This is a genomic window from Pseudomonas sp. MIL19 (assembly GCF_028680365.1).
GTDB classification, from domain to species: Bacteria; Pseudomonadota; Gammaproteobacteria; order Pseudomonadales; family Pseudomonadaceae; genus Aquipseudomonas; species Aquipseudomonas spirodelae.
Map to the genome: position 1 here is coordinate 16,238 of NZ_JAPPVG010000008.1, position 22,072 is coordinate 38,309.

At 61.1% G+C, this 22,072-nt stretch carries 21 protein-coding genes and 2 pseudogenes; 20 read left to right on the forward strand and 3 right to left on the reverse strand.

The annotated features are described in order from the left end of the window. Positions 1 to 28 precede the first annotated feature (28 nt). The 11 genes from betB to N1078_RS07570 all read left to right on the forward strand — a co-directional run bounded on the left by betB (position 29) and on the right by N1078_RS07570 (position 14,337). Positions 29 to 1,498 carry a betaine-aldehyde dehydrogenase gene (betB, locus tag N1078_RS07520; RefSeq protein WP_274087589.1) on the forward strand — a complete coding sequence of 490 codons (1,470 nt, stop codon included), beginning with the start codon at positions 29 to 31 and terminating at the stop codon, positions 1,496 to 1,498. 200 nt (positions 1,499 to 1,698) lie between these two features. Further along, entirely contained in the window at positions 1,699 to 3,387 is a 1,689-nt protein-coding gene (betA, locus tag N1078_RS07525) for a choline dehydrogenase (RefSeq protein WP_274087590.1), read from the forward strand. Between the two features lie 320 nt (positions 3,388 to 3,707). Continuing rightward, positions 3,708 to 5,447, forward strand: coding sequence for an arginine--tRNA ligase (gene argS, locus N1078_RS07530; protein WP_274087591.1), 1,740 nt, complete (start codon positions 3,708 to 3,710; stop codon positions 5,445 to 5,447). After that, entirely contained in the window at positions 5,448 to 6,131 is a 684-nt protein-coding gene (locus N1078_RS07535) for an SPOR domain-containing protein (protein WP_274087592.1), read from the forward strand. Between the two features lie 141 nt (positions 6,132 to 6,272). After that, complete coding sequence (hslV, locus tag N1078_RS07540) at positions 6,273 to 6,803, forward strand: ATP-dependent protease subunit HslV (protein ID WP_274087593.1); 531 nt, start codon at positions 6,273 to 6,275, stop codon at positions 6,801 to 6,803. A gap of 28 nt (positions 6,804 to 6,831) precedes the next feature. After that, positions 6,832 to 8,172 (forward strand): ATP-dependent protease ATPase subunit HslU, encoded by a 1,341-nt coding sequence (gene hslU, locus N1078_RS07545; RefSeq protein WP_274087594.1) that lies wholly within the window; start codon positions 6,832 to 6,834, stop codon positions 8,170 to 8,172. Positions 8,173 to 8,240: 68 nt separating this feature from the next. Next, complete coding sequence (locus N1078_RS07550) at positions 8,241 to 8,615, forward strand: DUF971 domain-containing protein (RefSeq protein ID WP_274087595.1); 375 nt, start codon at positions 8,241 to 8,243, stop codon at positions 8,613 to 8,615. Between the two features lie 388 nt (positions 8,616 to 9,003). Beyond that, complete coding sequence (phaC, locus tag N1078_RS07555; RefSeq protein WP_274087596.1) at positions 9,004 to 10,683, forward strand: class II poly(R)-hydroxyalkanoic acid synthase; 1,680 nt, start codon at positions 9,004 to 9,006, stop codon at positions 10,681 to 10,683. A gap of 156 nt (positions 10,684 to 10,839) precedes the next feature. After that, entirely contained in the window at positions 10,840 to 11,700 is an 861-nt protein-coding gene (gene phaZ / locus N1078_RS07560; protein WP_274087597.1) for a poly(3-hydroxyalkanoate) depolymerase, read from the forward strand. Between the two features lie 252 nt (positions 11,701 to 11,952). After that, a complete protein-coding gene (gene phaC, locus N1078_RS07565) occupies positions 11,953 to 13,635 on the forward strand; it encodes a class II poly(R)-hydroxyalkanoic acid synthase (protein ID WP_274087598.1) in 1,683 nt (560 codons plus the stop codon). An 87-nt stretch (positions 13,636 to 13,722) separates the two neighbouring features. Then, entirely contained in the window at positions 13,723 to 14,337 is a 615-nt protein-coding gene (locus N1078_RS07570) for a TetR/AcrR family transcriptional regulator (protein ID WP_274087599.1), read from the forward strand. Between the two features lie 63 nt (positions 14,338 to 14,400). On the opposite strand, the pseudogene N1078_RS07575 reads toward N1078_RS07570, so the two are convergent. From N1078_RS07575 to N1078_RS07585, 3 genes and pseudogenes are all read right to left on the reverse strand, one after another. Next, positions 14,401 to 15,123 (reverse strand): annotated as a pseudogene (locus N1078_RS07575) (phasin family protein); the annotation flags it as partial. A gap of 13 nt (positions 15,124 to 15,136) precedes the next feature. After that, complete coding sequence (locus N1078_RS07580) at positions 15,137 to 15,577, reverse strand: phasin family protein (RefSeq protein ID WP_274087601.1); 441 nt, start codon at positions 15,575 to 15,577, stop codon at positions 15,137 to 15,139. A 129-nt stretch (positions 15,578 to 15,706) separates the two neighbouring features. Continuing rightward, on the reverse strand, positions 15,707 to 15,985 hold the full coding sequence (locus tag N1078_RS07585; protein ID WP_274087602.1) for a polyhydroxyalkanoic acid system family protein: 279 nt from the start codon (positions 15,983 to 15,985) through the stop codon (positions 15,707 to 15,709). Between the two features lie 173 nt (positions 15,986 to 16,158). Between N1078_RS07585 and ubiE the strand changes: the two genes are divergently transcribed. From ubiE to N1078_RS07630, 9 genes and pseudogenes are all read left to right on the forward strand, one after another. Beyond that, positions 16,159 to 16,929: a bifunctional demethylmenaquinone methyltransferase/2-methoxy-6-polyprenyl-1,4-benzoquinol methylase UbiE gene (gene ubiE / locus N1078_RS07590; RefSeq protein ID WP_274087603.1), complete on the forward strand. Its 771-nt coding sequence runs from the start codon at positions 16,159 to 16,161 to the stop codon at positions 16,927 to 16,929. Then, entirely contained in the window at positions 16,929 to 17,546 is a 618-nt protein-coding gene (locus N1078_RS07595) for a ubiquinone biosynthesis accessory factor UbiJ (protein ID WP_274087604.1), read from the forward strand. Before ubiE ends, N1078_RS07595 begins: the two co-directional genes overlap by 1 nt. Continuing rightward, positions 17,543 to 19,132 carry a ubiquinone biosynthesis regulatory protein kinase UbiB gene (gene ubiB / locus N1078_RS07600; RefSeq protein ID WP_274087605.1) on the forward strand — a complete coding sequence of 530 codons (1,590 nt, stop codon included), beginning with the start codon at positions 17,543 to 17,545 and terminating at the stop codon, positions 19,130 to 19,132. Before N1078_RS07595 ends, ubiB begins: the two co-directional genes overlap by 4 nt. A 67-nt stretch (positions 19,133 to 19,199) precedes the next feature. Further along, positions 19,200 to 19,601, forward strand: coding sequence for a phosphoribosyl-AMP cyclohydrolase (hisI, locus tag N1078_RS07605; protein WP_274087606.1), 402 nt, complete (start codon positions 19,200 to 19,202; stop codon positions 19,599 to 19,601). A 7-nt stretch (positions 19,602 to 19,608) separates the two neighbouring features. Continuing rightward, positions 19,609 to 19,941: a phosphoribosyl-ATP diphosphatase gene (locus N1078_RS07610; RefSeq protein WP_274087686.1), complete on the forward strand. Its 333-nt coding sequence runs from the start codon at positions 19,609 to 19,611 to the stop codon at positions 19,939 to 19,941. 27 nt (positions 19,942 to 19,968) lie between these two features. Continuing rightward, positions 19,969 to 20,208, forward strand: coding sequence for a twin-arginine translocase TatA/TatE family subunit (tatA, locus tag N1078_RS07615; RefSeq protein ID WP_090254894.1), 240 nt, complete (start codon positions 19,969 to 19,971; stop codon positions 20,206 to 20,208). A gap of 3 nt (positions 20,209 to 20,211) precedes the next feature. Then, a pseudogene (tatB, locus tag N1078_RS07620) lies at positions 20,212 to 20,473 on the forward strand (Sec-independent protein translocase protein TatB); the annotation flags it as partial. A 67-nt stretch (positions 20,474 to 20,540) separates the two neighbouring features. Continuing rightward, on the forward strand, positions 20,541 to 21,344 hold the full coding sequence (gene tatC, locus N1078_RS07625; protein ID WP_274087608.1) for a twin-arginine translocase subunit TatC: 804 nt from the start codon (positions 20,541 to 20,543) through the stop codon (positions 21,342 to 21,344). After that, positions 21,341 to 22,048: a 16S rRNA (uracil(1498)-N(3))-methyltransferase gene (locus N1078_RS07630; RefSeq protein WP_274087609.1), complete on the forward strand. Its 708-nt coding sequence runs from the start codon at positions 21,341 to 21,343 to the stop codon at positions 22,046 to 22,048. The genes tatC and N1078_RS07630 overlap by 4 nt, the downstream gene beginning before the upstream one ends. Positions 22,049 to 22,072 lie beyond the last annotated feature (24 nt).

A 22,072-nucleotide genomic window follows, 5' to 3' on the forward strand; every position in this document is an offset into this window, starting at 1 on the left:
CCGCGCTTCACCGACGAGAGGAACGATCATGCCGCGCTTCCCCGAACAACCCCTCTACATCCATGGCGCACCCAGCGCCGCCAGCAGCCAGCAGACCTTCAACAGCCTCAATCCGGCGAATGGCGAGCTACTGGCCGTGGTGCAACACGCCAGCCAGGCCGACGTCGAGCGCGCCGTAACCAGCGCCGCCGCCGGGCAAAAAGTCTGGGCCGCGATGACCGCCATGCAGCGCTCACGCATCCTGCGCAAGGCCGTGGACATCCTGCGCGAACGCAACGATGAGCTGGCCGAGCTGGAAACCCTCGACACTGGCAAACCGCTGTCGGAAACCCGCTACGTCGACATCGTCACCGGCGCTGACGTGCTGGAGTACTACGCCGGCCTGGTTCCGGCCATCGAAGGCGAGCAGATCCCGCTGCGCGACAGCAGCTTTGTCTACACCCGCCGCGAGCCGCTGGGGGTAGTCGCGGGCATCGGCGCCTGGAATTACCCGATTCAGATCGCCCTGTGGAAATCCGCCCCAGCGCTGGCCGCCGGTAACGCGATGATCTTCAAACCCAGCGAAGTCACGCCGCTGTCGGCGCTCAAACTCGCCGAGATTTACAGCGAAGCCGGCGTACCGGATGGCGTTTTCAACGTGCTGAATGGCGACGGCCAGGTGGGCCAGTGGCTTACCGAACACCCAGGTATCGAGAAAGTCTCCTTTACCGGCGGCACCGTGACCGGCAAAAAGGTCATGGCCAGCGCCTCCAGCTCGTCACTGAAAGAGGTGACCATGGAACTGGGCGGCAAATCGCCCTTGATCATCTGCGCCGACGCCGACCTTGATCGCGCGGCCGACATTGCGATGATGGCCAACTTCTACAGCAGCGGCCAAGTCTGCACCAACGGCACCCGGGTGTTTGTACCCCGTGCGCTGCTAGCCAGCTTCGAAAGCAAATTGCTTGAGCGGGTCAAACGCATCCGCATCGGCGACCCACAGGATGAAGCCACCAACTTCGGCCCACTGGTCAGCCTCGCCCACCTGGAAAAAGTCATGGGCTATATCGACAGCGGCCGTGCCGAAGGCGCCCGCCTGCTGATTGGCGGCCAACGCCTGGAAGACGGCGAGCTGGGCCAGGGCGCCTATGTCGCGCCGACGGTATTCACCGACTGCACCGACAGCATGCGCATCACCCGCGAAGAAATCTTCGGCCCGGTGATGAGCCTGCTGGCCTACGACAGCGAAGACGAAGTGATCCAGCGCGCCAACGCCACCGACTACGGCTTGGCGGCCGGTGTCGTGACGCGCGACGTAAACCGCGCGCACCGCCTGATCCACCAGCTCGAAGCTGGGATTTGCTGGATTAACACCTGGGGCGAATCCGCCGCGCAAATGCCCGTGGGCGGCTACAAGCAGTCCGGCGTCGGCCGCGAAAACGGCCTGACCACCCTGCAGCACTACACCCGCCTGAAATCCGTGCAGCTCGAACTGGGCGACTTCGCCTCGGTGTTCTGATCGAGACCGTAGGGTGGGTTAGCGGCGCGGCGCAGCACGTTTATGCGCACCGCAGCGCAAGATGCCGCGTAACCCACCCGCTCGTAAATCCGATCGACCCGGTGGGTTACGGCGCACCGAGATCGGATGCATAACCAAGCCCGGTCTTGCGCCTAACCCACCCTACGGGTTGCGCAGACCCGCTATTACAGGTGACGCCCATGTCCCAAGAATTCGACTACATCATCATCGGCGCCGGCTCGGCCGGTAACGTACTGGCCACCCGCCTGACTGAAGACGCCGACGTCAGCGTGCTGTTGCTGGAAGCCGGCGGACCCGATTACCGCCTGGATTTCCGCACCCAGATGCCCGCCGCCCTGGCCTTCCCACTGCAGGGCCGGCGTTACAACTGGGCCTACCTGACCGACCCCGAGCCGCACATGAACAACCGCCGCATGGAGTGCGGGCGCGGCAAAGGTCTGGGCGGCTCGTCCTTGATCAACGGTATGTGCTACATCCGCGGCAACGCCCTGGATTACGACAGCTGGGCCAAAGAGCGGGGGCTGGAAGACTGGAGTTACCTGGATTGCCTGCCGTACTTTCGCAAGGCGGAAACCCGCGACATCGGCGCCAACGCCTACCACGGTGGCGACGGCCCTGTGTCGGTAACCACGCCGAAGAACGGTAACAATCCGCTGTTCCACGCCATGACCGAAGCCGGCGTGCAGGCCGGTTATCCACGTACCGACGACCTAAACGGTTACCAGCAAGAAGGCTTCGGCCCGATGGACCGTACCGTCACGCCCAAAGGACGGCGCGCCAGCACCGCGCGCGGTTACTTGGATCAGGCCCGCGAACGACCGAACCTGACCATCGTCACCCACGCCCTGACTGATCGCATTCTGTTCGACGCCAAACGCGCCATCGGCGTCGACTACCTGCACGGCGACAGCAGCACAGCCACCACCGTTAAAGCACGCCGTGAAGTATTGCTGTGCGGCGGCGCGATTGCCTCGCCGCAAATCCTGCAACGCTCAGGCGTCGGCCCGGCAGCGCTGCTACGCGAGCTGGACATCCCCTTGGTGCATGACCTGCCTGGCGTTGGCGAGAACCTGCAGGACCATTTAGAGGTGTACCTGCAGTACGCCTGCAAGGAGCCGGTGTCTCTGTACCCGGCGCTGCAATGGTGGAACCAGCCAATGATTGGCGCGCAGTGGCTGTTCCAGGGCAAAGGCATCGGCGCCAGCAACCAGTTCGAGGCGGGCGGCTTTATTCGCTCCAGCACGGACTTCGCCTGGCCGAACATCCAATACCACTTCCTGCCGGTGGCGATTAATTACAACGGCAGCAACGCGGTTAAAGAGCATGGTTTCCAGGCGCACATGGGCTCCATGCGCTCGCCCAGCCGTGGGCGTATCCAGGTCACATCCAAAGACCCGCGCCAGCACCCGAGCATCCTCTTCAACTATATGAGCAGCGAACAGGATTGGAGCGAGTTCCGCGATGGCATCCGCATCACCCGCGAAATCATGGCGCAGTCGGCGCTGGACCCGTATCGCGGTCGCGAGATCAGCCCAGGCCGGGACGTGCAGTCCGACGCCGAGCTGGATGCCTTTATCCGTGAACACGCGGAAACCGCCTACCACCCATCCTGCTCCTGCAAGATGGGTGAAGACGCCATGGCCGTGGTCGACGGCCAGGGCCGGGTGCATGGTGTGCAAAGTCTGCGCGTGGTGGATGCGTCTATCATGCCGCTGATCACCACCGGCAACCTGAATGCGCCGACCATCATGATGGCCGAGAAGATTGCCGATAAAATCCGCGGCCGCAGCCCGCTGCCGCGCAGCACGGCGCCGTATTTCGTCGCCGGCAACGCGGCTGTACGCGGCACCGAGCAGCGCTGCGCTTAAGAGCCTAACCCAGGTTGGCTCTCAGAACGCGCAGCGCTTGTAGGAGCGGGTTTGCCCGCGAATCAAGGGCGACAGAAAAACATCGCGGCCAATGACTAGGCGCCCCGCCGCTCCTACGGGTTCGCAGCATCCGCCGCACTATTTGATTGAGCACAGCCTTCTAGATAGACCTGGGCGGCGTGCTCTGCAACCCATCGCGGCGACCTTTAGCCCGGTGAAACCACGCGCTGCTTGAAGCTGCGGGCGAAGGGCGTCGATAATGCGCAGTTTTCAACCAGCGCCTTTGTGCGCCGCCGCCCCAACGGCCGACCGAGCAGACCATGAAAGACACCATTCGCCACCTGATCCAGCAAGCCCTGACCCGCCTCACTGCCGAAGGCGTGCTGCCTGAAGGCCTGAGCCCGGCTATTCAGGTGGAGAACACCAAAGACAAGACCCACGGTGACTTCGCCAGCAATATCGCCATGATGCTGGCCAAGCCGGCCGGCATAAAGCCGCGCGACTTGGCCGAAAAGCTCATCGCCGCACTGCCCGCGGACGAGGCCATCAGCAAAGTCGAAATCGCCGGCCCGGGTTTTCTCAACTTCTACCAGAACACCCAAGCCCTGGCCGCACGCCTGGATGCCCTGCTGGCCGATGCCAAGCTCGGCGTACGCAAAAATGGCCCTGCGCAGCGCGTAGTGGTCGACCTGTCCGCGCCTAACCTGGCCAAAGAGATGCACGTGGGCCACCTGCGCTCGACCATAATCGGCGACGGCGTGGCGCGGGTGCTGGAGTTCCTAGGTGACGAAGTAATCCGGCAGAACCACGTTGGCGACTGGGGCACCCAGTTCGGCATGCTGCTGGCCTATATGCAGGAAAACCCAGAGGCCGCTGAAAGCGAGCTCGCCGACTTGGAAGGTTTCTACCGCGCGGCGAAGAAGCGTTTCGACGACTCGGCCGAGTTCGCCGAGCGTGCCCGCGAGCTGGTGGTGCAGCTGCAGGCTGGCGATGCCGAATGCCTGCGCCTATGGCACCGTTTCAACGATATTTCCCTGAGCCACTGCCAAGCACTGTACGACCGCCTCGGTGTGAAGCTGAGCATGGCCGACGTCAAGGGCGAGAGCGCCTACAACGACGACCTGGCCAATGTGGTCGCCGACCTCAAGGCCAAGGGCCTGCTCAGCGAAAGCGATGGCGCGCAGTGCGTGTTTATGGACGCGTTCAAGAACGCCGAAGGCAACCCACTGCCGCTGATCGTGCAGAAGGCCGGCGGCGGTTACCTATACGCCACCACGGACCTGGCTGCCACCCGCTACCGCGCCAACGTGCTCAAAGCCGACCGCGCGCTGTACTTCGTCGATCAACGGCAGGCCCTGCATTTCCAGATGGTCTTCAGCGCCGCGCGTCTGGCCGGTTTCGTCCCCGCCAGCATGCAGCTGGAGCACATGGGCTTCGGCACCATGAACGGCGCCGACGGCCGCCCATTCAAGACCCGCGACGGCGGCACGGTGAAGCTGGTCGACCTGCTCGATGAGGCCGAAGAACGCGCCTACACCTTGGTCAAAGGTAAAAACCCTGAACTCGACGAAGCCGAACTGCGGCAGATCGCCCGCGCAGTGGGCATCGGCGCGGTGAAGTACGCCGACCTGTCCAAGCACCGCACCAGCGACTACCGCTTCAACTTCGAGCTGATGCTGAGCTTCGAGGGCAACACCGCGCCCTACCTGCTGTACGCCTACACCCGCGTGGCCAGCGTGTTCCGCAAACTGGGCAAGGGCTTTGATGAAATTCAAGGCAGCCTCAGCCTGCAAGCCGCCCAGGAAATCGAGCTGGCCGGCAAGCTCGCGCAGTTCAACGAAGTGCTTGGCAGCGTCGCCGACAAGGGCGAACCGCACCTGCTCTGCGCCTACCTTTATGATCTGGCCGGGCTGTTCTCCAGCTTCTACGAGAACTGCCCGATCCTCGCCGCCGAGGACGAGGCCACGCGTAACAGCCGCCTGCGCCTGGCCGCACTGACCGGCCGCACCCTCAAGCAGGGCCTCGAGCTGCTCGGCCTGGAAACCCTGGAGCGCATGTAAGTGGCGGTGAAAAAGAAGCCCGCCGCCAAGCGCGGCGCCAGCCGTTACAAGGCACCAGCGAAAAAGCCGGTGCCGGGCTGGTTCTGGCTGGTCTGCGGCCTGGTGATCGGCGGCTTTATGGTGTTTTTGTTCAGCCTCGAACCCGGGCGCGATGAAATCAAACGCAGCAAGGTCGAACAAGCCCGCGCCAACCAGGCCAGCAAAGCGGCGAGCGCCAAGCCCGCCACTCAGGAGCCGGCCAAGCCCAAGTACGACTTCTACACCCTGCTGCCAGAGTCGGAAGTGATCTTGCCGCAGCAGGCCGTCGAAGAGCCTGTGGTTGCGCCGCCGCAGAAACCAGTAACGCCGGAAGAAGCTGCCAAGATCGATGCGGCACGTGCCCAGGCGGCGCTCAATGGCCAGGTGCCGCCACCGCCACCGGTGGTCGCCAAAGGCCCGATCAGCTCGCAGTTCTTCCTCCAGGCCGGCTCATTCCGCCGCAAGGACGACGCCGACAGCCTGCGCGCGCAGATCATCCTGCTCGGGCAGAACGTCAAAGTGGAATCCGGCACGGTGCGCGAGGAAACCTGGCACCGCGTATTGGTTGGCCCCTTCGCCAGCCGCGAACAGCTCGGCCAAGCGCAAAAATCCCTGGCCGCCAGCGGCTTTAGCAATCTGTTGTTACAGCAGCGCCAGGTGCAATAAACCCCAGGAATTCAGGCCCTGTGGCGTGCTCTGACGACTATTTGTCGGACGGGAATCATTCCAGGGCTTGAAGCGGGCCACCGCTGCCCCCACTTCATTCGGCATTGGGCACTTTCGCCCCGCTGCGTGGAGACTCTCCCCTTGACCACCATCGTTTCAGTACGCCGCAACGGCAAAGTCGTCATGGGCGGCGACGGCCAGGTGTCCCTTGGCAACACCGTGATGAAAGGCAACGCGAAAAAAGTTCGTCGCCTGTACCACGGCCAAGTACTCGCCGGTTTTGCCGGCGCCACCGCCGATGCCTTCACCCTGTTTGAACGCTTTGAAGGCCAACTGGAAAAGCACCAAGGCAATCTGGTCCGCGCCGCCGTCGAGCTGGCCAAAGACTGGCGCACCGACCGTTCCCTGAGCCGCCTGGAAGCCATGCTGGCCGTCGCCAACAAAGATGCTTCGCTGATCATCACCGGCAACGGCGACGTGGTTGAACCCGAGCACGGCCTGATCGCCATGGGTTCCGGCGGCGGTTTCGCCCAAGCGGCGGCCATGGCCTTACTGCAGAAAACCGAATTGAGTGCCCGTGAGATCACCGAAACCGCGTTGAACATTGCCGGTTCCATCTGTGTCTTCACCAATCAAAATCTGACTATTGAAGAGGAAGACTGCGCCGATTAAGGCGCGGTCTTTTCTGGAGTACCTCCGCATGTCCATGACGCCCCGCGAGATCGTTCACGAGCTCAACCGCCATATCATCGGTCAGGACGACGCCAAGCGCGCCGTGGCCATCGCCTTGCGCAACCGCTGGCGGCGCATGCAGCTGCCGGTTGAGCTGCGCGCTGAAGTCACGCCCAAGAACATTTTGATGATCGGCCCGACCGGCGTCGGTAAAACCGAAATCGCCCGCCGCCTGGCCAAACTGGCCAATGCGCCGTTTATCAAGGTGGAAGCGACCAAGTTCACCGAGGTCGGCTATGTCGGCCGTGATGTCGAGTCGATCATCCGCGACCTCGCCGATGCGGCGATCAAGATGCTGCGTGAGCAGGAGATGATTAAAGTTCGTCACCGCGCCGAAGATGCTGCCGAAGAGCGTATCCTCGATGCCCTGCTGCCGCCAGCGCGCACCGGCTTCAACGAAGAAGCGGCTTCGAGCAACGACTCCAATACCCGCCAGCTGTTCCGCAAGCGCCTGCGCGAAGGCCAGTTGGACGACAAGGACATCGAGATCGAAGTCGCCGACGCCCCAGCCGGTATCGAAATCATGACCCCACCGGGCATGGAAGAGATGACCAACCAGCTGCAGAACCTGTTTTCCAGCATGGGCAAAGGCAAGCAAAAGAGCCGCAAGCTCAAGGTCAAGGAAGCCCTCAAGCTGGTGCGCGATGAAGAAGCCGCGCGCCTGGTCAACGAGGAAGAACTCAAGGCCCTGGCCCTGGAAGCCGTGGAACAGAACGGCATCGTGTTTATCGATGAGATCGACAAGGTCGCCAAGCGCGGCAACACCGGCGGCGCCGATGTATCGCGCGAAGGTGTACAGCGCGACCTGCTGCCGCTGATCGAAGGCTGCACGGTCAACACCAAGCTGGGCATGGTGAAAACCGACCACATCCTGTTTATCGCTTCCGGCGCGTTCCACCTGAGCAAGCCGAGCGATCTGGTGCCGGAGCTGCAAGGTCGCCTGCCGATCCGTGTCGAGCTCAAAGCCCTCACACCGGAAGACTTCGAGCGCATCCTAACCGAGCCGCACGCCTCGCTCACCGAACAATACGTCGCGCTGCTGAACACCGAAGGGCTAGGCGTTCAGTTCGTCGCCGAAGGCATCAAGCGCATCGCCGAGATTGCTTATCAGGTCAACGAGAAGACCGAGAACATCGGTGCACGCCGCCTGCACACCCTGCTCGAACGCCTGCTGGAGGAAGTCTCCTTCAGCGCCGGCGACCTGGCGGGCCAGCAAAATGGCACGCCGATCGTGATCGACGCGGCCTACGTCAACAGCCACCTCGGTGAGCTGGCGCAGGACGAAGACCTCTCGCGCTATATTCTGTAACCCCCGCCGCAATCAGCCTGGCCGCGCTTACCGCGGTCAGGCTGAATGACCTTTAACGGAAAGCAGACATGCGCATCCCCACCGCGATCAAATTGCACAAAGCCTCGAAAACCCTGGAGCTGCACTACGGGCCTGACGAGCAGTACACCCTGCCCGCCGAGTTTCTCCGTGTGCATTCGCCCTCGGCGGAAGTCCAAGGCCACGGCAAGCCTATTTTGCAAACCGGCAAGCTCGGCGTTGGTCTGAGCAAAATCGAACCTGCCGGCAACTACGCACTCAAGCTGACATTCGATGACGGCCACGACAGCGGCCTGTTCAGCTGGGAATACCTTGAGCAATTGGCCCTGCGCCAAAGCGAACTGTGGCGTGACTACCTGGCCGCGCTTAGCGCTGCCGGCAAATCCCGCGACCCCAGCGAAAGCCTGGTCAAGTTAATGCTCTGAAGCGCCAGCAGCGCTCAGCCTCAGCAATTGCCCTAAACGCTCGGCATCTTCTCCTATTCGTCCTCTTTGCGGCGCGATAACCCATAGCGCCACGCCAGCCCTCTAGCCGGTGGTTGCTGGCCGGTTAGAGCGCATTTTCTAATCCTTCTCTGCATACTTCCTCCCTATACCGTCCAACATGCGGCTCGCTTGCACAAAGCCATAAACTCGGGTAACCAAGTAACTGGAAAATCTATCGTGGCTGGCCTGACCAGTGACAGGACGATTGCGGAGCGATCCGCCCTTGGTAATCCGGGCAATACCTGGCCTTTAGAACGTGTTCAAAGCCTCGTGAGCTAGAGCCATGCAAGACGCCGGTATTTCGTCTCAGGACAATGGAGCGTTGTAGATGACAAATAAGAATAATGATGACCTGAAGCACCAGGCTTCGGAAAACACCCTAGGCCTCAACCCGGTCATTGGTATCCGTGGTAAAGACTTGCTCAGCTCCGCCCGCATTGTGCTCAAGCAGGCTCTCAAGCAACCCCTGCACAGCGCCAAACACCTGGCCCACTTCAGCATCGAGTTGAAGAATGTGATGCTCGGCCAATCCGAACTCACGCCGAACGACGGCGACCGACGCTTTGCCGACCCGGCCTGGAGCCAGAACCCGCTCTACCGCCGTTACCTGCAGACTTACCTGGCCTGGCGCAAAGAACTGCATGACTGGGTCGAACACAGCAACCTGTCCGAGCAGGATGCCAGCCGCGGTCACTTCGTGATCAACCTGATGACCGAAGCCATGGCGCCCACCAACACCATGGCCAACCCGGCGGCGGTCAAACGCTTCTTCGAAACCGGCGGCAAAAGCCTGCTCGACGGCCTGGGGCATCTGGCGAAGGACATCGTCAATAACGGCGGCATGCCCAGCCAAGTCGACATGAATGCCTTTGAGGTCGGCAAAACCCTGGCCACCACCGACGGTGCCGTGATTTTCCGCAACGACCTGCTGGAGTTGATCCAGTACAAGCCGATCACCGAGCAGGTGCAGGAACGCCCCCTACTGGTGGTGCCGCCGCAGATCAACAAGTTCTACGTATTCGACCTGTCGCCGGAAAAGAGCGTGGCGCGCTTCTTGTTGCGCAACGGTATCCAGACCTTCGTGGTCAGCTGGCGCAACCCGACCAAAGCGCACCGCGAGTGGGGCCTATCGACCTATATCGAAGCGCTGAAAGAAGCCATCGACGTGGTCAGCGCCGTCACCGGCAGCAAAGACATCAACATGCTCGGGGCCTGCTCCGGCGGCCTCACCACCACCTCTCTGCTCGGCCACTATGCGGCGCTGGGCGAGAAGAAGGTGCACGCCCTGACGTTGCTGGTCAGCGTATTGGATAACCGCCTGGAAACGGATGTCGCGCTGTTTGCCGACGAGAAGAGCCTGGAAATGGCCAAGCGGCGCTCCTACCAGGCCGGCGTGCTGGAAGGCAAAGACATGGCCAAGGTGTTCGCCTGGATGCGTCCCAATGACCTGATCTGGAACTACTGGGTCAACAATTACCTATTGGGTAACGAGCCGCCGGTGTTCGACATCCTCCACTGGAACAACGACACCACGCGCCTGCCGGCTGCTCTGCATGGCGAGTTTATCGACATGTTCACCTCCAACCCGCTGATCCGCCCGGGCGCACTGGAGGTGTGCGGCACGCCAATCGACCTCAAGCAAGTCACCACCGACTTGTTCTGCGTAGCAGGCACCACTGACCACATCACGCCATGGGAGTCTTGCTACAAATCGGCCACCCTGTTCGGCGGTAACGTCGAGTTCGTACTGTCCAACAGCGGGCATATCCAGAGCATTCTTAACCCGCCAGGCAACCCGAAAGCACGCTACATGACCAACACCCAGATGTACGCGGACCCGAAAACCTGGCAGGCCAGCTCAACCAAGCACGCTGATTCCTGGTGGCTGCATTGGCAAACCTGGCTCGCCGCGCGCTCCGGGGAACTGAAAAAAGCACCTACCCACCTGGGTAATAAAAAACACCCCGCCGGCGAAGCCGCCCCCGGCACTTACGTTCACGAACGTTGATCCCTGCGCATTGCGCAACATTGCCCGCGGCACTGGACGTGCCGCTCCCCCACCCGCTGATTGACAGAGGTGGGGCGAACCAGGCTTCGCCCTGGCGCTTCTGAAAAAGACCCGGAAGGTCTGATTCAGCGTTTTAACTGACTAGGGCCTCTGCGCATGTCGCTACCTTTCGTATTCCGCACCATCGAACTGGACGGCCAGACCATCCGTACTGCCGTTCGCCCCGGCAATGGCGAGATGACGCCCCTGCTGATTTTCAACGGCATCGGCGCCAACCTGGAGCTGGTCATGCCCTTCGTACGCGCCCTGGACCCAGGCCTGGAAGTGATTGCCTTCGACGTCCCCGGGGTTGGCGGTTCCTCCACGCCCAGCACGCCCTATCGCTTCCCCGGCCTGGCCAAGCTGGCCTCACGCATGCTCGACTACCTCGACTACGGTCAGGTCAATGCGATTGGCGTGTCCTGGGGCGGCGCCCTGGCGCAGCAGTTCGCCCACGATTACCCGGAGCGCTGCAAGAAACTGATTCTGGCCGCCACCTCAGCCGGCGCCGTGATGGTCCCCGGCAAGCCCAAGGTGCTTTGGTGCATGGCCAGCCCACGGCGTTATGTGCAGCCGTCCTACGGCGTGCAGATTGCTCCGGAGATTTACGGTGGTGCGTTCCGCCGTGACCCCAAGCTGGCCTTGGCGCACGCCAGTAAGGTCCGCTCGGGCGGCAAGATGGGCTACTACTGGCAGCTGTTCGCCGGCCTCGGCTGGACCAGCATCCATTGGCTGCACAAGATCCGTCAGCCAACGCTGGTGATGGCCGGTGACGACGACCCGCTGATCCCGCTGGTGAATATGCGCCTACTGGCTTGGCGCATTCCCAACTCGGAATTGCACGTGATCGACGATGGCCACCTATTTCTGGTGACCCGCGCTGAAGCGGTTGCGCCGATCATCATGAAATTCCTCGAAGAGGAACGTCAGCGCGCAGTCATGCACCCACAACCCTTGCCCGCACGCACGCACGGCTAATCACGCCCCACACCAGCTGTTCGCACCGGGAAGGTGCTGACAGCGCAGCGCTTGACCCACTTTCGGGCACGTTGTATTACCTGAGAATTGCCGCGCGGCAGTCTGGAATGCACTTGCGCGCGCCTTGGTACAAGGCTTGCTGATCAAGGGTCTGTTGCTGTTTCACTTGCGCGTCACGTAGCCGCGCACCAACAGCAATAAACGCAACTAGCCATTTTGCAGTCTCACGGTTTGACGACGGAGTGTTGCCCCATGCGAGACCTACCGGCCAAACGCGCGCTACCCGCTAACAAAAGCGTGATGAACGTACAAAATGCGGTGGTCGGCCTGCGCGGCCGCGACCTGCTCTCCACCCTGCGTACGCTAGCCCTGCAAGGGGTCAAGCAACCCATCCATAGCGCTCGTCATGCACTGGCCCTCGGCGGCCAACTGGGCCGCGTACTGCTCGGCGACAAGCCGTTCAAGGTCAACCCGCAAGACCCACGCTTTGCCGACCCGACCTGGCGTGACAACCCGCTCTACAGTCGCAGCCTGCAAAGCTATCTGGCCTGCCAGAAACAGCTGAACAACTGGATCGATGAGAGCAACCTGGACGCCGACGATCGGGCCCGTGCGCGCTTTGTCACCACCCTGCTCGGTGATGCCCTGGCGCCGTCTAACACCTTGCTTAACCCACAGGTAATCAAAGAGCTGTTCAACAGCGGTGGCAGTAGCCTGTTTAAGGGCGTGAGCCACTTGTTTGATGACTTGGTAAACAACGATGGCATGCCCAGCCAGGTCAGCAAGCATGCCTTCGAGGTCGGCCGTAACCTGGCCACTACCAGCGGATCCGTGGTGTTTCGCAGCGAATTGCTGGAGCTGATCCAGTACAAACCGATGAGCGAAAAGCAGTACGCCAAGCCGCTGCTGATCGTGCCGCCGCAGATCAACAAGTTTTATATTTTCGACCTCTCCAGCGAGAAGAGCTTCGTCCAATACGCCCTGAAAAACGGCTTGCAGACGTTCGTGGTCAGCTGGCGCAATCCTGACCCCAAGCATCGTGAGTGGGGCCTGTCGAGCTATGTGGAAGCCCTGGAGGTCGCCATTGATGCCTGCCGCGAGATCACCGGCAGTAAAGACGTCAACTTACTCGGCGCCTGCGCCGGCGGCCTGACTATTGCCGCCCTGCAAGGCCACCTGCAAGCCAAACGCCAGCTGCGCAAAGTGGCCAGCGCCACCTATATGGTCAGCCTGCTCGATAGCCAGATCGACAGCCCAGCCATGCTGTTTGCCGACGAAAAAACCCTAGAAGCTGCCAAACGCCGCTCTTATCAGCAAGGCGTACTGGATGGTCGCGACATGGCGCGGGTGTTTGCCTGGATGCGCCCCAATGACCTGATCTGGAATTACTGGATCAACAACTACCTACTCGGCAAACAGCCTCCGGCCTTCGACATTCTCTACTGGAACAACGACAACACCCGCCTGCCCGCCGCCCTGCATGGCGACCTGATCGACTTTTTCAAACACAACCCACTGACCCACCCGCGCGGCCTGGAAGTCTGCGGCACACCAATTGACCTGCGCAAAGTCAACGTGGACAGTTTCAGCGTCGCGGGCATAAACGACCACATCACCCCTTGGGATGCGGTGTACCGCTCGACCCTGCTGCTGGGCGGCAACCGACGTTTTATCCTGTCCAACAGCGGGCATATCCAGAGCATTCTCAATCCGCCGGGCAACCCAAAATCCAACTACCTGGAAAGCCCCAAACTCACCGGCGACCCGCGCGCCTGGTATCACGACGCCGAACACCTGCCGGGCAGTTGGTGGCCGGTATGGCTGAGCTGGATGCAAGAGCGCTCCGGCGAACAGCGCGACACCCAAATGACGCTGGGCAACCCAGATTACCCGGCCATGGAAGCGGCACCGGGCACCTACGTGCACGTGCGTTAACGCGCCACTCCGGACATCATCAACCGTGGCGCAGCCTGCTGCGCCACGCCACTTTCAGCCTTTCTGCGCACAGAATAAGAAGAACCGATGAAGACCCGCGACAAAATCCTTGAGTGCGCCCTGCTGCTGTTCAACCAGAAGGGCGAGCCGAATGTCTCCACCCTGGAAATCGCCAACGAGCTGGGCATCAGCCCCGGCAACCTGTACTACCACTTTCATGGCAAAGAACCGCTGATCCTCGGCTTATTCGAACGTTTTCAGGCCGAACTCGCACCGCTGCTTTCGCCGCCCGAAGACGCACAGCTGGATGTGGAAGACTACTGGCTGTTTCTGCACCTGATCGTCGAGCGCCTGGCCCACTACCGTTTTCTATTCCAGGACCTGTCCAACCTGACCAGCCGCCTGCCCAAGCTTGAACGCGGCATGCGCCATTGGCTCAATAGCTTAAAACGCACCTTGGCCGAACTGCTGGCGCAACTGCAGATAGAGGGCCAACTGCGCAGCGATACCCAAGCGCTGGGACAACTGGTCGAGCAGATAACCCTGACCCTGATGTTCTCCCTCGACTACCAGCGCATCATCGGCCGCGAAGGTGAGAGTCGCCTGGTGGTGTATCAAGTGATGATGCTGGTCGCCCCGCACCTGGCCGAAGAACCCCGTTACGCCGCCGAACACTTGGCGCAGCGCTATCTGGAAGAGTAAGACAGCACAAACGCAAACGCCCAGCATGAGCCGGGCGTTTGCGTGAGCTGCAGCGCAGTTTTACGGCTGTGTAGCAGGTGTTACCGGTGCAGCTGGCACAACGGCCACAGCAGGCGCGGCAGGTGCAGCGACTACCGGCGCAGCGGGCTTGGCTGCAGCAGGTTTGGCGGCCGGCTTAGCGACGGGCTTGGCCGCTGGTTTTACCGCAGGCTTCGCAGCGGCTTTAGCAGCAGGCTTGGCCGCAGCCTTGGCGGCAGGTTTAGCCGCTGGCTTAGCCGTGGCTTTGGCAGCGGGCTTAGCCGCAGCTTTAGCGGCCGGCTTGGCGGCTACTTTCTTGACGGCAGGCTTAACCGATTTGACCGAGACACCGGTCAGCTGCTCAATCTGCTTGGTCAGGCTTTCAACTTTCGCGTTGAGCGCTTTCACTTCATTGCGGCTCGGTACACCCAGACGCGAAATGGCATTGTTCAGACGCTTGTCGAAGGCTTCTTCCAGCTCGTTCCACTTGCCCAGCGCCTTGTCTTTAACTTCATCAACGCGCGACTTAGCGGTGTCCACTTTCGTGTTCACGGTGCTTTTCACAGCGCCAACTTGCTTGTCGACTTCGCTCTTGGCTTGCTTCTCAGCTTTTTCGCCATCCTTGACCAGCGTGTCGAACAGCTTGTTGCCGTCCTTGCTGACCTTGGAATAGGCGCCCAAACCTGCCAACCAGATTTGACGCGAGTATTTTTCGACTTCACCGACCCAAGAGGTGGCTTGCTTTTCGGTTTTCTTTTTGACGGCCATTCTGCAGCTCTCCTTATTTGGTGCGCGCGACGTGATCGAGCAACGCGCTCAACTCGTCGAGCTTAGCAGACAGGACTTCTACGTCCTGCTTAGACGGGATGCCCAGGCGGTTTAGGGCACTGGCTACACGGTTATCGAACGCCTTCTCGATTTTGTCGAGACGCCCTTCGAACTTATCTTTGACGCTGCTGACATTGCTGGTGACTGTGTTCTTCACACTGTCGATCTGGCTGTTGGCCGCTTCAACTTGTTCGTTGACCAGCTTCTTGCCTTGTTTTTCAACACCTTCGCCGCTTTTCACGAGTTCTTTGAAGTACTCGGAACCTTCTTGACCGGCTTTGGCGTAAGCGCCCAGACCCGCCAGCCAGATTTTACGGGCGTAAACTTTTGCGTCGCTCAGCACGCTGCTGGTTTCTTCAACGACGGCTTTCTTTTTAACGGCAACTTTCGACATGGTGCACCTCACTCTAATGTTTCGAGGAAACGCCCACGGAATGCAGGCTTAGCAACACGGTATCGATGAAAATTAGAAACCGCATACTAAGCCGCTTAAAAACTGCCGAAGCCTGTTGAGGCCCTGGCGTCAGGCCTGCAGGTTCTTGTCCAGCGCGTCTTCGATTTCGCGCTTGATGCTGCTGCTCATCGCCGAGAGCAACAAGCCCAGGCTGAGCTGCACACGCACGCTACTTTCATGCACCTCAATACGGCCGTCAGCACCGCTGCGTTTAAACTCCAGGTTGTCGCCATTCCAGCGGTAACGCACGTCATATTCGCGCGCCAATCGCTCAGCTAGTTGCTCAGCTTTCTCACGGGCGGCCTCGCGGCCTAGGTTGTGGGGGCGTTCAACGGTGATCTTGGCCATGGCATTTCTCCTCGCCAGTTAACTGCGACCTTAAGTCGCGAGACTATAGCAAGCTGCACACATGCAAAGCCCTCAGGCTTTTACTTCACGCGTGCGGTTTGGAGCCTATGCCTGCATTTAGGTTTAGAATGGCCGCCTCTTTGATTCAGCCTCTCTGTTTAGGAAAGGGCACGATGAACGACCCGCGCAAGAACAGCGACAGCGAACCCACCACGCATTTTGGTTTCCAGGATGTGCCGGAAAGCCAGAAGGCGGAAAAAGTCGCCGAGGTCTTCCACTCGGTGGCGGCCAAGTACGACCTGATGAACGATGTGCTGTCCGGCGGCATGCACCGCCTGTGGAAGCGCTTCACCATTGAACTGTCCGGTGTGCGCAGCGGCAACCGGGTGTTGGATATCGCCGGTGGCACGGGCGACCTGACCCGCAAGTTCTCCAGCCTGGTTGGCCCGACCGGCGAAGTGGTACTGGCCGACATCAACGAGTCGATGCTGCGCGTTGGCCGTGATCGTCTGCTCGACAAAGGCGTGTCCGGCAACGTCAGCTTCGTCCAGGCCGACGCGGAAAAACTGCCGTTCCCGGATAACCATTTCGATGTGGTGACCATCGCCTTCGGCCTGCGCAACGTGACGCATAAAGAAGATGCAATCCGCTCAATGCTGCGGGTGCTCAAGCCTGGTGGCCGCCTGTTGATCCTGGAGTTCTCCAAACCCTCCAGCCCGCTGCTGTCGAAGTTTTACGACGCGTATTCGTTCAAGTTCATGCCGTTGGCCGGCAAGCTGATCACCAACGACGCCGAAAGCTACCGCTACCTGGCCGAGTCGATCCGCATGCACCCGGATCAGGACACCCTCAAGGCGATGATGGTTGAAGCCGGCTTCGAGCGCGTGACCTTCCACAACATGACCGGCGGCATCGTCGCCCTGCACCGCGGCATCAAGCCCTGATGTTAATCACCGGGCTGCTGGCCGGGGTCGAGCTTGGCCTCAATCGCGTATTGGCCATGGACAGCACGGCGCTGCCGCGCCTGGCGCGCTTGAGCGGTCGCGTAATAGCAGTGGAGTGCACGGCGCCGAGCCTGCAACTGTTTATTCTGCCCAGCGCGACCGGCCTGCAATTGGCCGCGCAGTGGGCCGGCGAGGCTGATTGCAGCCTACGCGCGCCGGCGGCCAGCCTAGTACGCCTGGCCACCAGTAAGAATAAGACCAGCATCCTGCACAGCCCCGAAGTCAGCCTGGACGGTGACAGCGCCGCCCTGCTGGAACTGGCCGGCATCCTTCAGGACCTCGAACTGGACTGGGAGTATGAGCTGTCACGCTGGCTCGGCCCGGTTGGCAGCCAGTTGCTTGGCGGCCACCTGCGCAGCCGGGTGAGCTGGAGCAGCCAAGCCCTCGACAGCCTGCGCCTGAACCTGGCTGATTACCTCAGCGAAGAGTCCCGCAGCCTGGTCGGCCAGCGCGAGGCCGATGCGCGCTTCGCCGAACTCGATCACCTGAAGTTGTCACTCGACCGTCTCGATGCCCGCATTGAGCGCCTTGCCCAAAACCATAAGCCCATCGCATGAAGCTGCTTGCCGTCCGTCGTCTGCTGCGCATTCAGCGCGTGATTATCCGCTATCAACTGGATGACCTGTTGTTCGCCCTGCCGCTGCCACTCTGGCTGCGCGCGTTGCGTTTTGCCCTGCCCTGGCGCTGGTTGCCACGTCGCACGCTTAACCTGTCGCGCGGCGCACGCCTGCGCTTGGCGCTGGAAGAGCTGGGGCCGATCTTCATCAAATTCGGCCAGGTGCTCTCAACCCGCCGCGACCTGCTGCCACTGGATATCGCCGACGAACTGGCCAAGCTACAAGACCAAGTACCGCCGTTTGACCCTGCTCAGTCGCAGGCGCTGATCGAAGCCCAGCTGGGTGCCAAGGTCAGCGAGGTGTTTGCCCGCTTCGATGCCCAGCCGCTGGCGTCCGCCTCGGTGGCGCAGGTGCATGGCGCACAACTGAAAAGCGGCGAAGAAGTGGTGGTCAAGGTGATTCGCCCCGGCCTGGAACCGGTGATCGAGCAAGACATCGCCTGGCTGTTCCTGCTCGCCAAAATAGCCGAGAAGTCCTCCGCCGATGCACGCCGCCTGCGCCCGGTGGAAGTGGTCAGCGATTACGAGAAAACCATCTACGACGAACTTGACCTGCTACGTGAAGCGGCCAACGCCAGTCAGTTACGGCGCAATTTCGAAGGCTCGCCGCTGCTCTATGTCCCTCAGGTTTACTGGGACCTGTGCCGACCGAAAGTACTGGTGATGGAGCGCATCTATGGCATTCAGGTCACCGACCTGGCGACCCTGGCTGACCAGCGCACCGACATGAAGCTGCTGGCCGAACGCGGCGTAGAGATCTTCTTCACCCAGGTGTTCCGCGACAGCTTCTTCCACGCCGACATGCACCCCGGCAATATCTTTGTCAGCACGCGCACGCCGTGGAACCCGCAGTACATCGCCATCGACTGCGGCATCATCGGCAGCCTCACCGCCGAAGATCAGGACTATCTGGCGCGTAACCTGCTGGCCTTTTTCAAGCGTGACTACCGCCGTGTGGCGCAGCTGCATATCGACTCTGGCTGGGTGCCTGCCGAGACCAAGGTGAATGACTTCGAGGCCGCCATCCGCACCGTCTGCGAACCGATTTTTGAGCGGCCGCTGAAAGATATTTCTTTTGCTCAGCTGCTGCTGCGTCTGTTCCAGACCGCGCGGCGCTTCAATATGGAAGTGCAACCGCAGCTGGTGCTATTGCAGAAGACCCTGCTGAATATCGAAGGCCTCGGCCGCCAGCTCTACCCGGATCTTGATCTGTGGAGCACTGCTCAGCCGTTCCTTGAGCGCTGGATGCGCGAGCGCATCAGCCCACTGCATCTGCTGCGTAACCTGCAACTGCAAGCTGAGCAAGTCCCACACCTGTCGCAAATCGCCCGCGAGACGCTGGAGCGCCTTAACCAGCAGCCCGCGCAGCGTCAGGAGCAGCCGGCGACTACCCAGCACTGGCTGGGACGGCTGTTGGGCGCGGCCCTGATTGCCGGCGCCGTCAGCCAAGGCCTGGCCTTGACCCTGCTCGTCTGGCCGAGCTGGGTAATGGCTGTGGCGGGGGTTTATCTGGTGTTGCGCCGATAGCCACACTGGGTGCGCACTGGCACAATAGCTTTCTGAACCAAGCAGCCCGTTACGGGCGGATATAGCGATGACTGACTGGCTCGACGAAATCAACTGGAACAGCGACGGCCTGGTGCCGGCAATCGCTCAGGACCACCAAACCGGCCGTGTACTGATGATGGCCTGGATGAACCGTGAAGCCCTGGCGCTGACGGCCACCGAGCAGCGCGCCATCTACTGGTCGCGTTCGCGCGGCAAACTCTGGCGCAAGGGTGAAGAGTCCGGCCATGTGCAGAAGCTCCACGAACTGCGCCTGGACTGCGATGCTGACGTGATCATCATGAAGGTCGAACAACTGGGCGGCATCGCCTGCCATACCGGCCGCGAAAGCTGCTTTTACCGCGTATTCGATAACGGCAGCTGGAAAACCGTCGATGCGGTGATCAAAAACCCGCACGCCATCTACAACCCAGGACACAACCATGAGTGACACGGCCATGACTGATACCCTGAGCCGCCTGGCCGAGGTGCTGGAGTCGCGCAAAGGCGCGGCCGCCGACAGTTCCTATGTCGCCAGCCTGTACCACAAGGGCCTGAACAAGATTCTGGAAAAGGTAGGCGAGGAGTCGGTGGAAACCATTCTGGCGGCCAAAGATGCTGCCGTCAGCGGCGACTGCAGCGATGTGATCTACGAAACCGCCGACCTGTGGTTCCACAGTTTGGTCATGCTTGCCGCCCTCGGCCAGCACCCGCAAGCGGTACTGGACGAACTGGACCGGCGCTTTGGCCTGTCCGGCCACGCGGAAAAAGCCGCACGCCCGCAAAACTAATCAACCTCTTACTACGGAGTACGCATTATGGGATTCGGTGGCATTAGCATCTGGCAACTCCTGATCATCCTGCTGATCGTGGTCATGCTGTTCGGCACCAAGCGCCTCAAGGGCCTGGGTTCTGACCTGGGCGACGCGATTAAGGGCTTCCGTAAGTCGATGGACAACGGCGACGCTGAGAAGCCGGCCCCTGCCGTGGACGAGCCGAAAGGTCAGACCATCGACGCTCAGGCGCGCAAGGTCGAAGAACCGGCGAAAAAAGACTAAGCCATGTTCGATATTGGCTTTACCGAGCTGCTGCTGGTGGGCATCGTCGCCCTGCTGGTATTGGGCCCTGATCGCCTGCCCGGTGCTGTGCGCACCGCTGGCTTGTGGATCGGCCGGATAAAACGCAGTTTTAGCGCGATCAAAGCAGAGGTCGAGCGCGAGATTGGCGCAGACGAAATTCGCCGCCAGCTGCATAACGAGCAGATTCTCGACCTTGAGCGCGAAATGAACGCGGCCAAGCAGAAGCTCAATGCACCGCTCAGCAGCCTGGGCGAAACCACCCCCACGGCCGAAAGCGTCAAAAACAGCAGCCAGGATAAAAGCCCGCAGCCATGAGCCAACGACCGGACAGCGACCAGGAAATGCCCCTGGTCTCACACCTGACTGAGCTGCGCACCCGCCTGTTGCGTATTGTTGGGGCCGTGTTCCTGCTGTTTGCCGGGCTGTTCTATTTTTCTCAGGACATTTACGCCCTAGTCGCCGCCCCGCTGCGCGCTTACTTGCCGGAAGGCGCGACGATGATCGCCACTGGCGTGGCTTCGCCCTTCCTCACGCCCTTCAAGCTGACCCTTATGGTCGCGTTGTTCCTGGCGATCCCGATCATCCTGCATCAGATCTGGGGCTTTATCGCGCCGGGCCTGTACAAGCACGAAAAGCGTATTGCCGTACCGCTGCTGATTTCTAGCATTCTGCTGTTCTATGGCGGCATGGCCTTCGCCTACTTTGTGGTGTTCCCGATCATGTTCGGCTTCTTCGCCAGCGTGACCCCGGAAGGCGTGGCGATGATGACCGACATCGGCCAGTACCTAGATTTTGTCCTCACCCTGTTCTTCGCCTTTGGCGTCGCATTTGAGATCCCGATCGCCACCTTCCTGCTGATCTGGATCGGCGTGGTGGATGTCGCCACACTGCGTAAAAGTCGCCCCTACGTGGTGGTCGGCTGCTTTGTCGTCGGCATGGTGCTGACGCCGCCCGACGTGTTCTCGCAGACCTTGCTGGCGCTGCCCATGTGGATGCTGTTTGAGGCCGGCTTGTTGTGCGGCAGCCTAGTCAAGCGACGCCCTGACGAGGATGCAGCAGACAACACCGACAGCGAAGACGCGCCCCACGATCAACCGCCAGCCGCACAACCGTGAACCTGCTGCTACTCGAAGACGGCGACTTTATCGCCGCAGACCGCGTATTGCTGAGCGGGCGCCGCCTTAAACACCTGCAGGACGTGCACCGCGCTGAAGCCGGCGACAGCCTGCGGGTCGGTCGCCTCAACGGCCTGATGGGCAGCGGCCAGCTGCTGCGCCTGGATGCCGAGCACGCCGAACTGTCGGTGCAGTTCGATCAAGCGCCGCCTGAGAAACTGCCGCTTACCTTGCTGCTGGCCCTGCCCCGGCCGAAGATGCTGCGGCGCGTGCTGCAAACCGTCAGCAGCATGGGCGTACCTCGACTGATTCTGCTCAATAGCTATCGCGTTGAAAAAAGCTTCTGGCAGACCCCCTTTCTGGAGCCAGCAGCCATTCGCGAACAGCTGATTCTCGGTTTGGAACAAGCCCGCGATACCGTGCTACCCGAGGTGATCATCGAGAAGCGCTTCAAACCCTTTGTCGAAGATCATCTGCCACACCTCACCGCCGGCACTCTGGGCCTTGTCGGTCACCCTGGCGATTACCCGGCTTGCCCACGGGCAGTCGAACAGGCCATCACACTGGCCATCGGCCCGGAAGGCGGCTGGATTCCCTACGAAGTGGAAAAGCTTTCCGAAGCCGGCCTGCAACCCGTGCAACTGGGTGCGCGAATACTGCGGGTGGAGACAGCGGTTACTGCACTACTAGCGCGACTGTTTTAACCGGCATCCCTGCCCCGCAGGCGG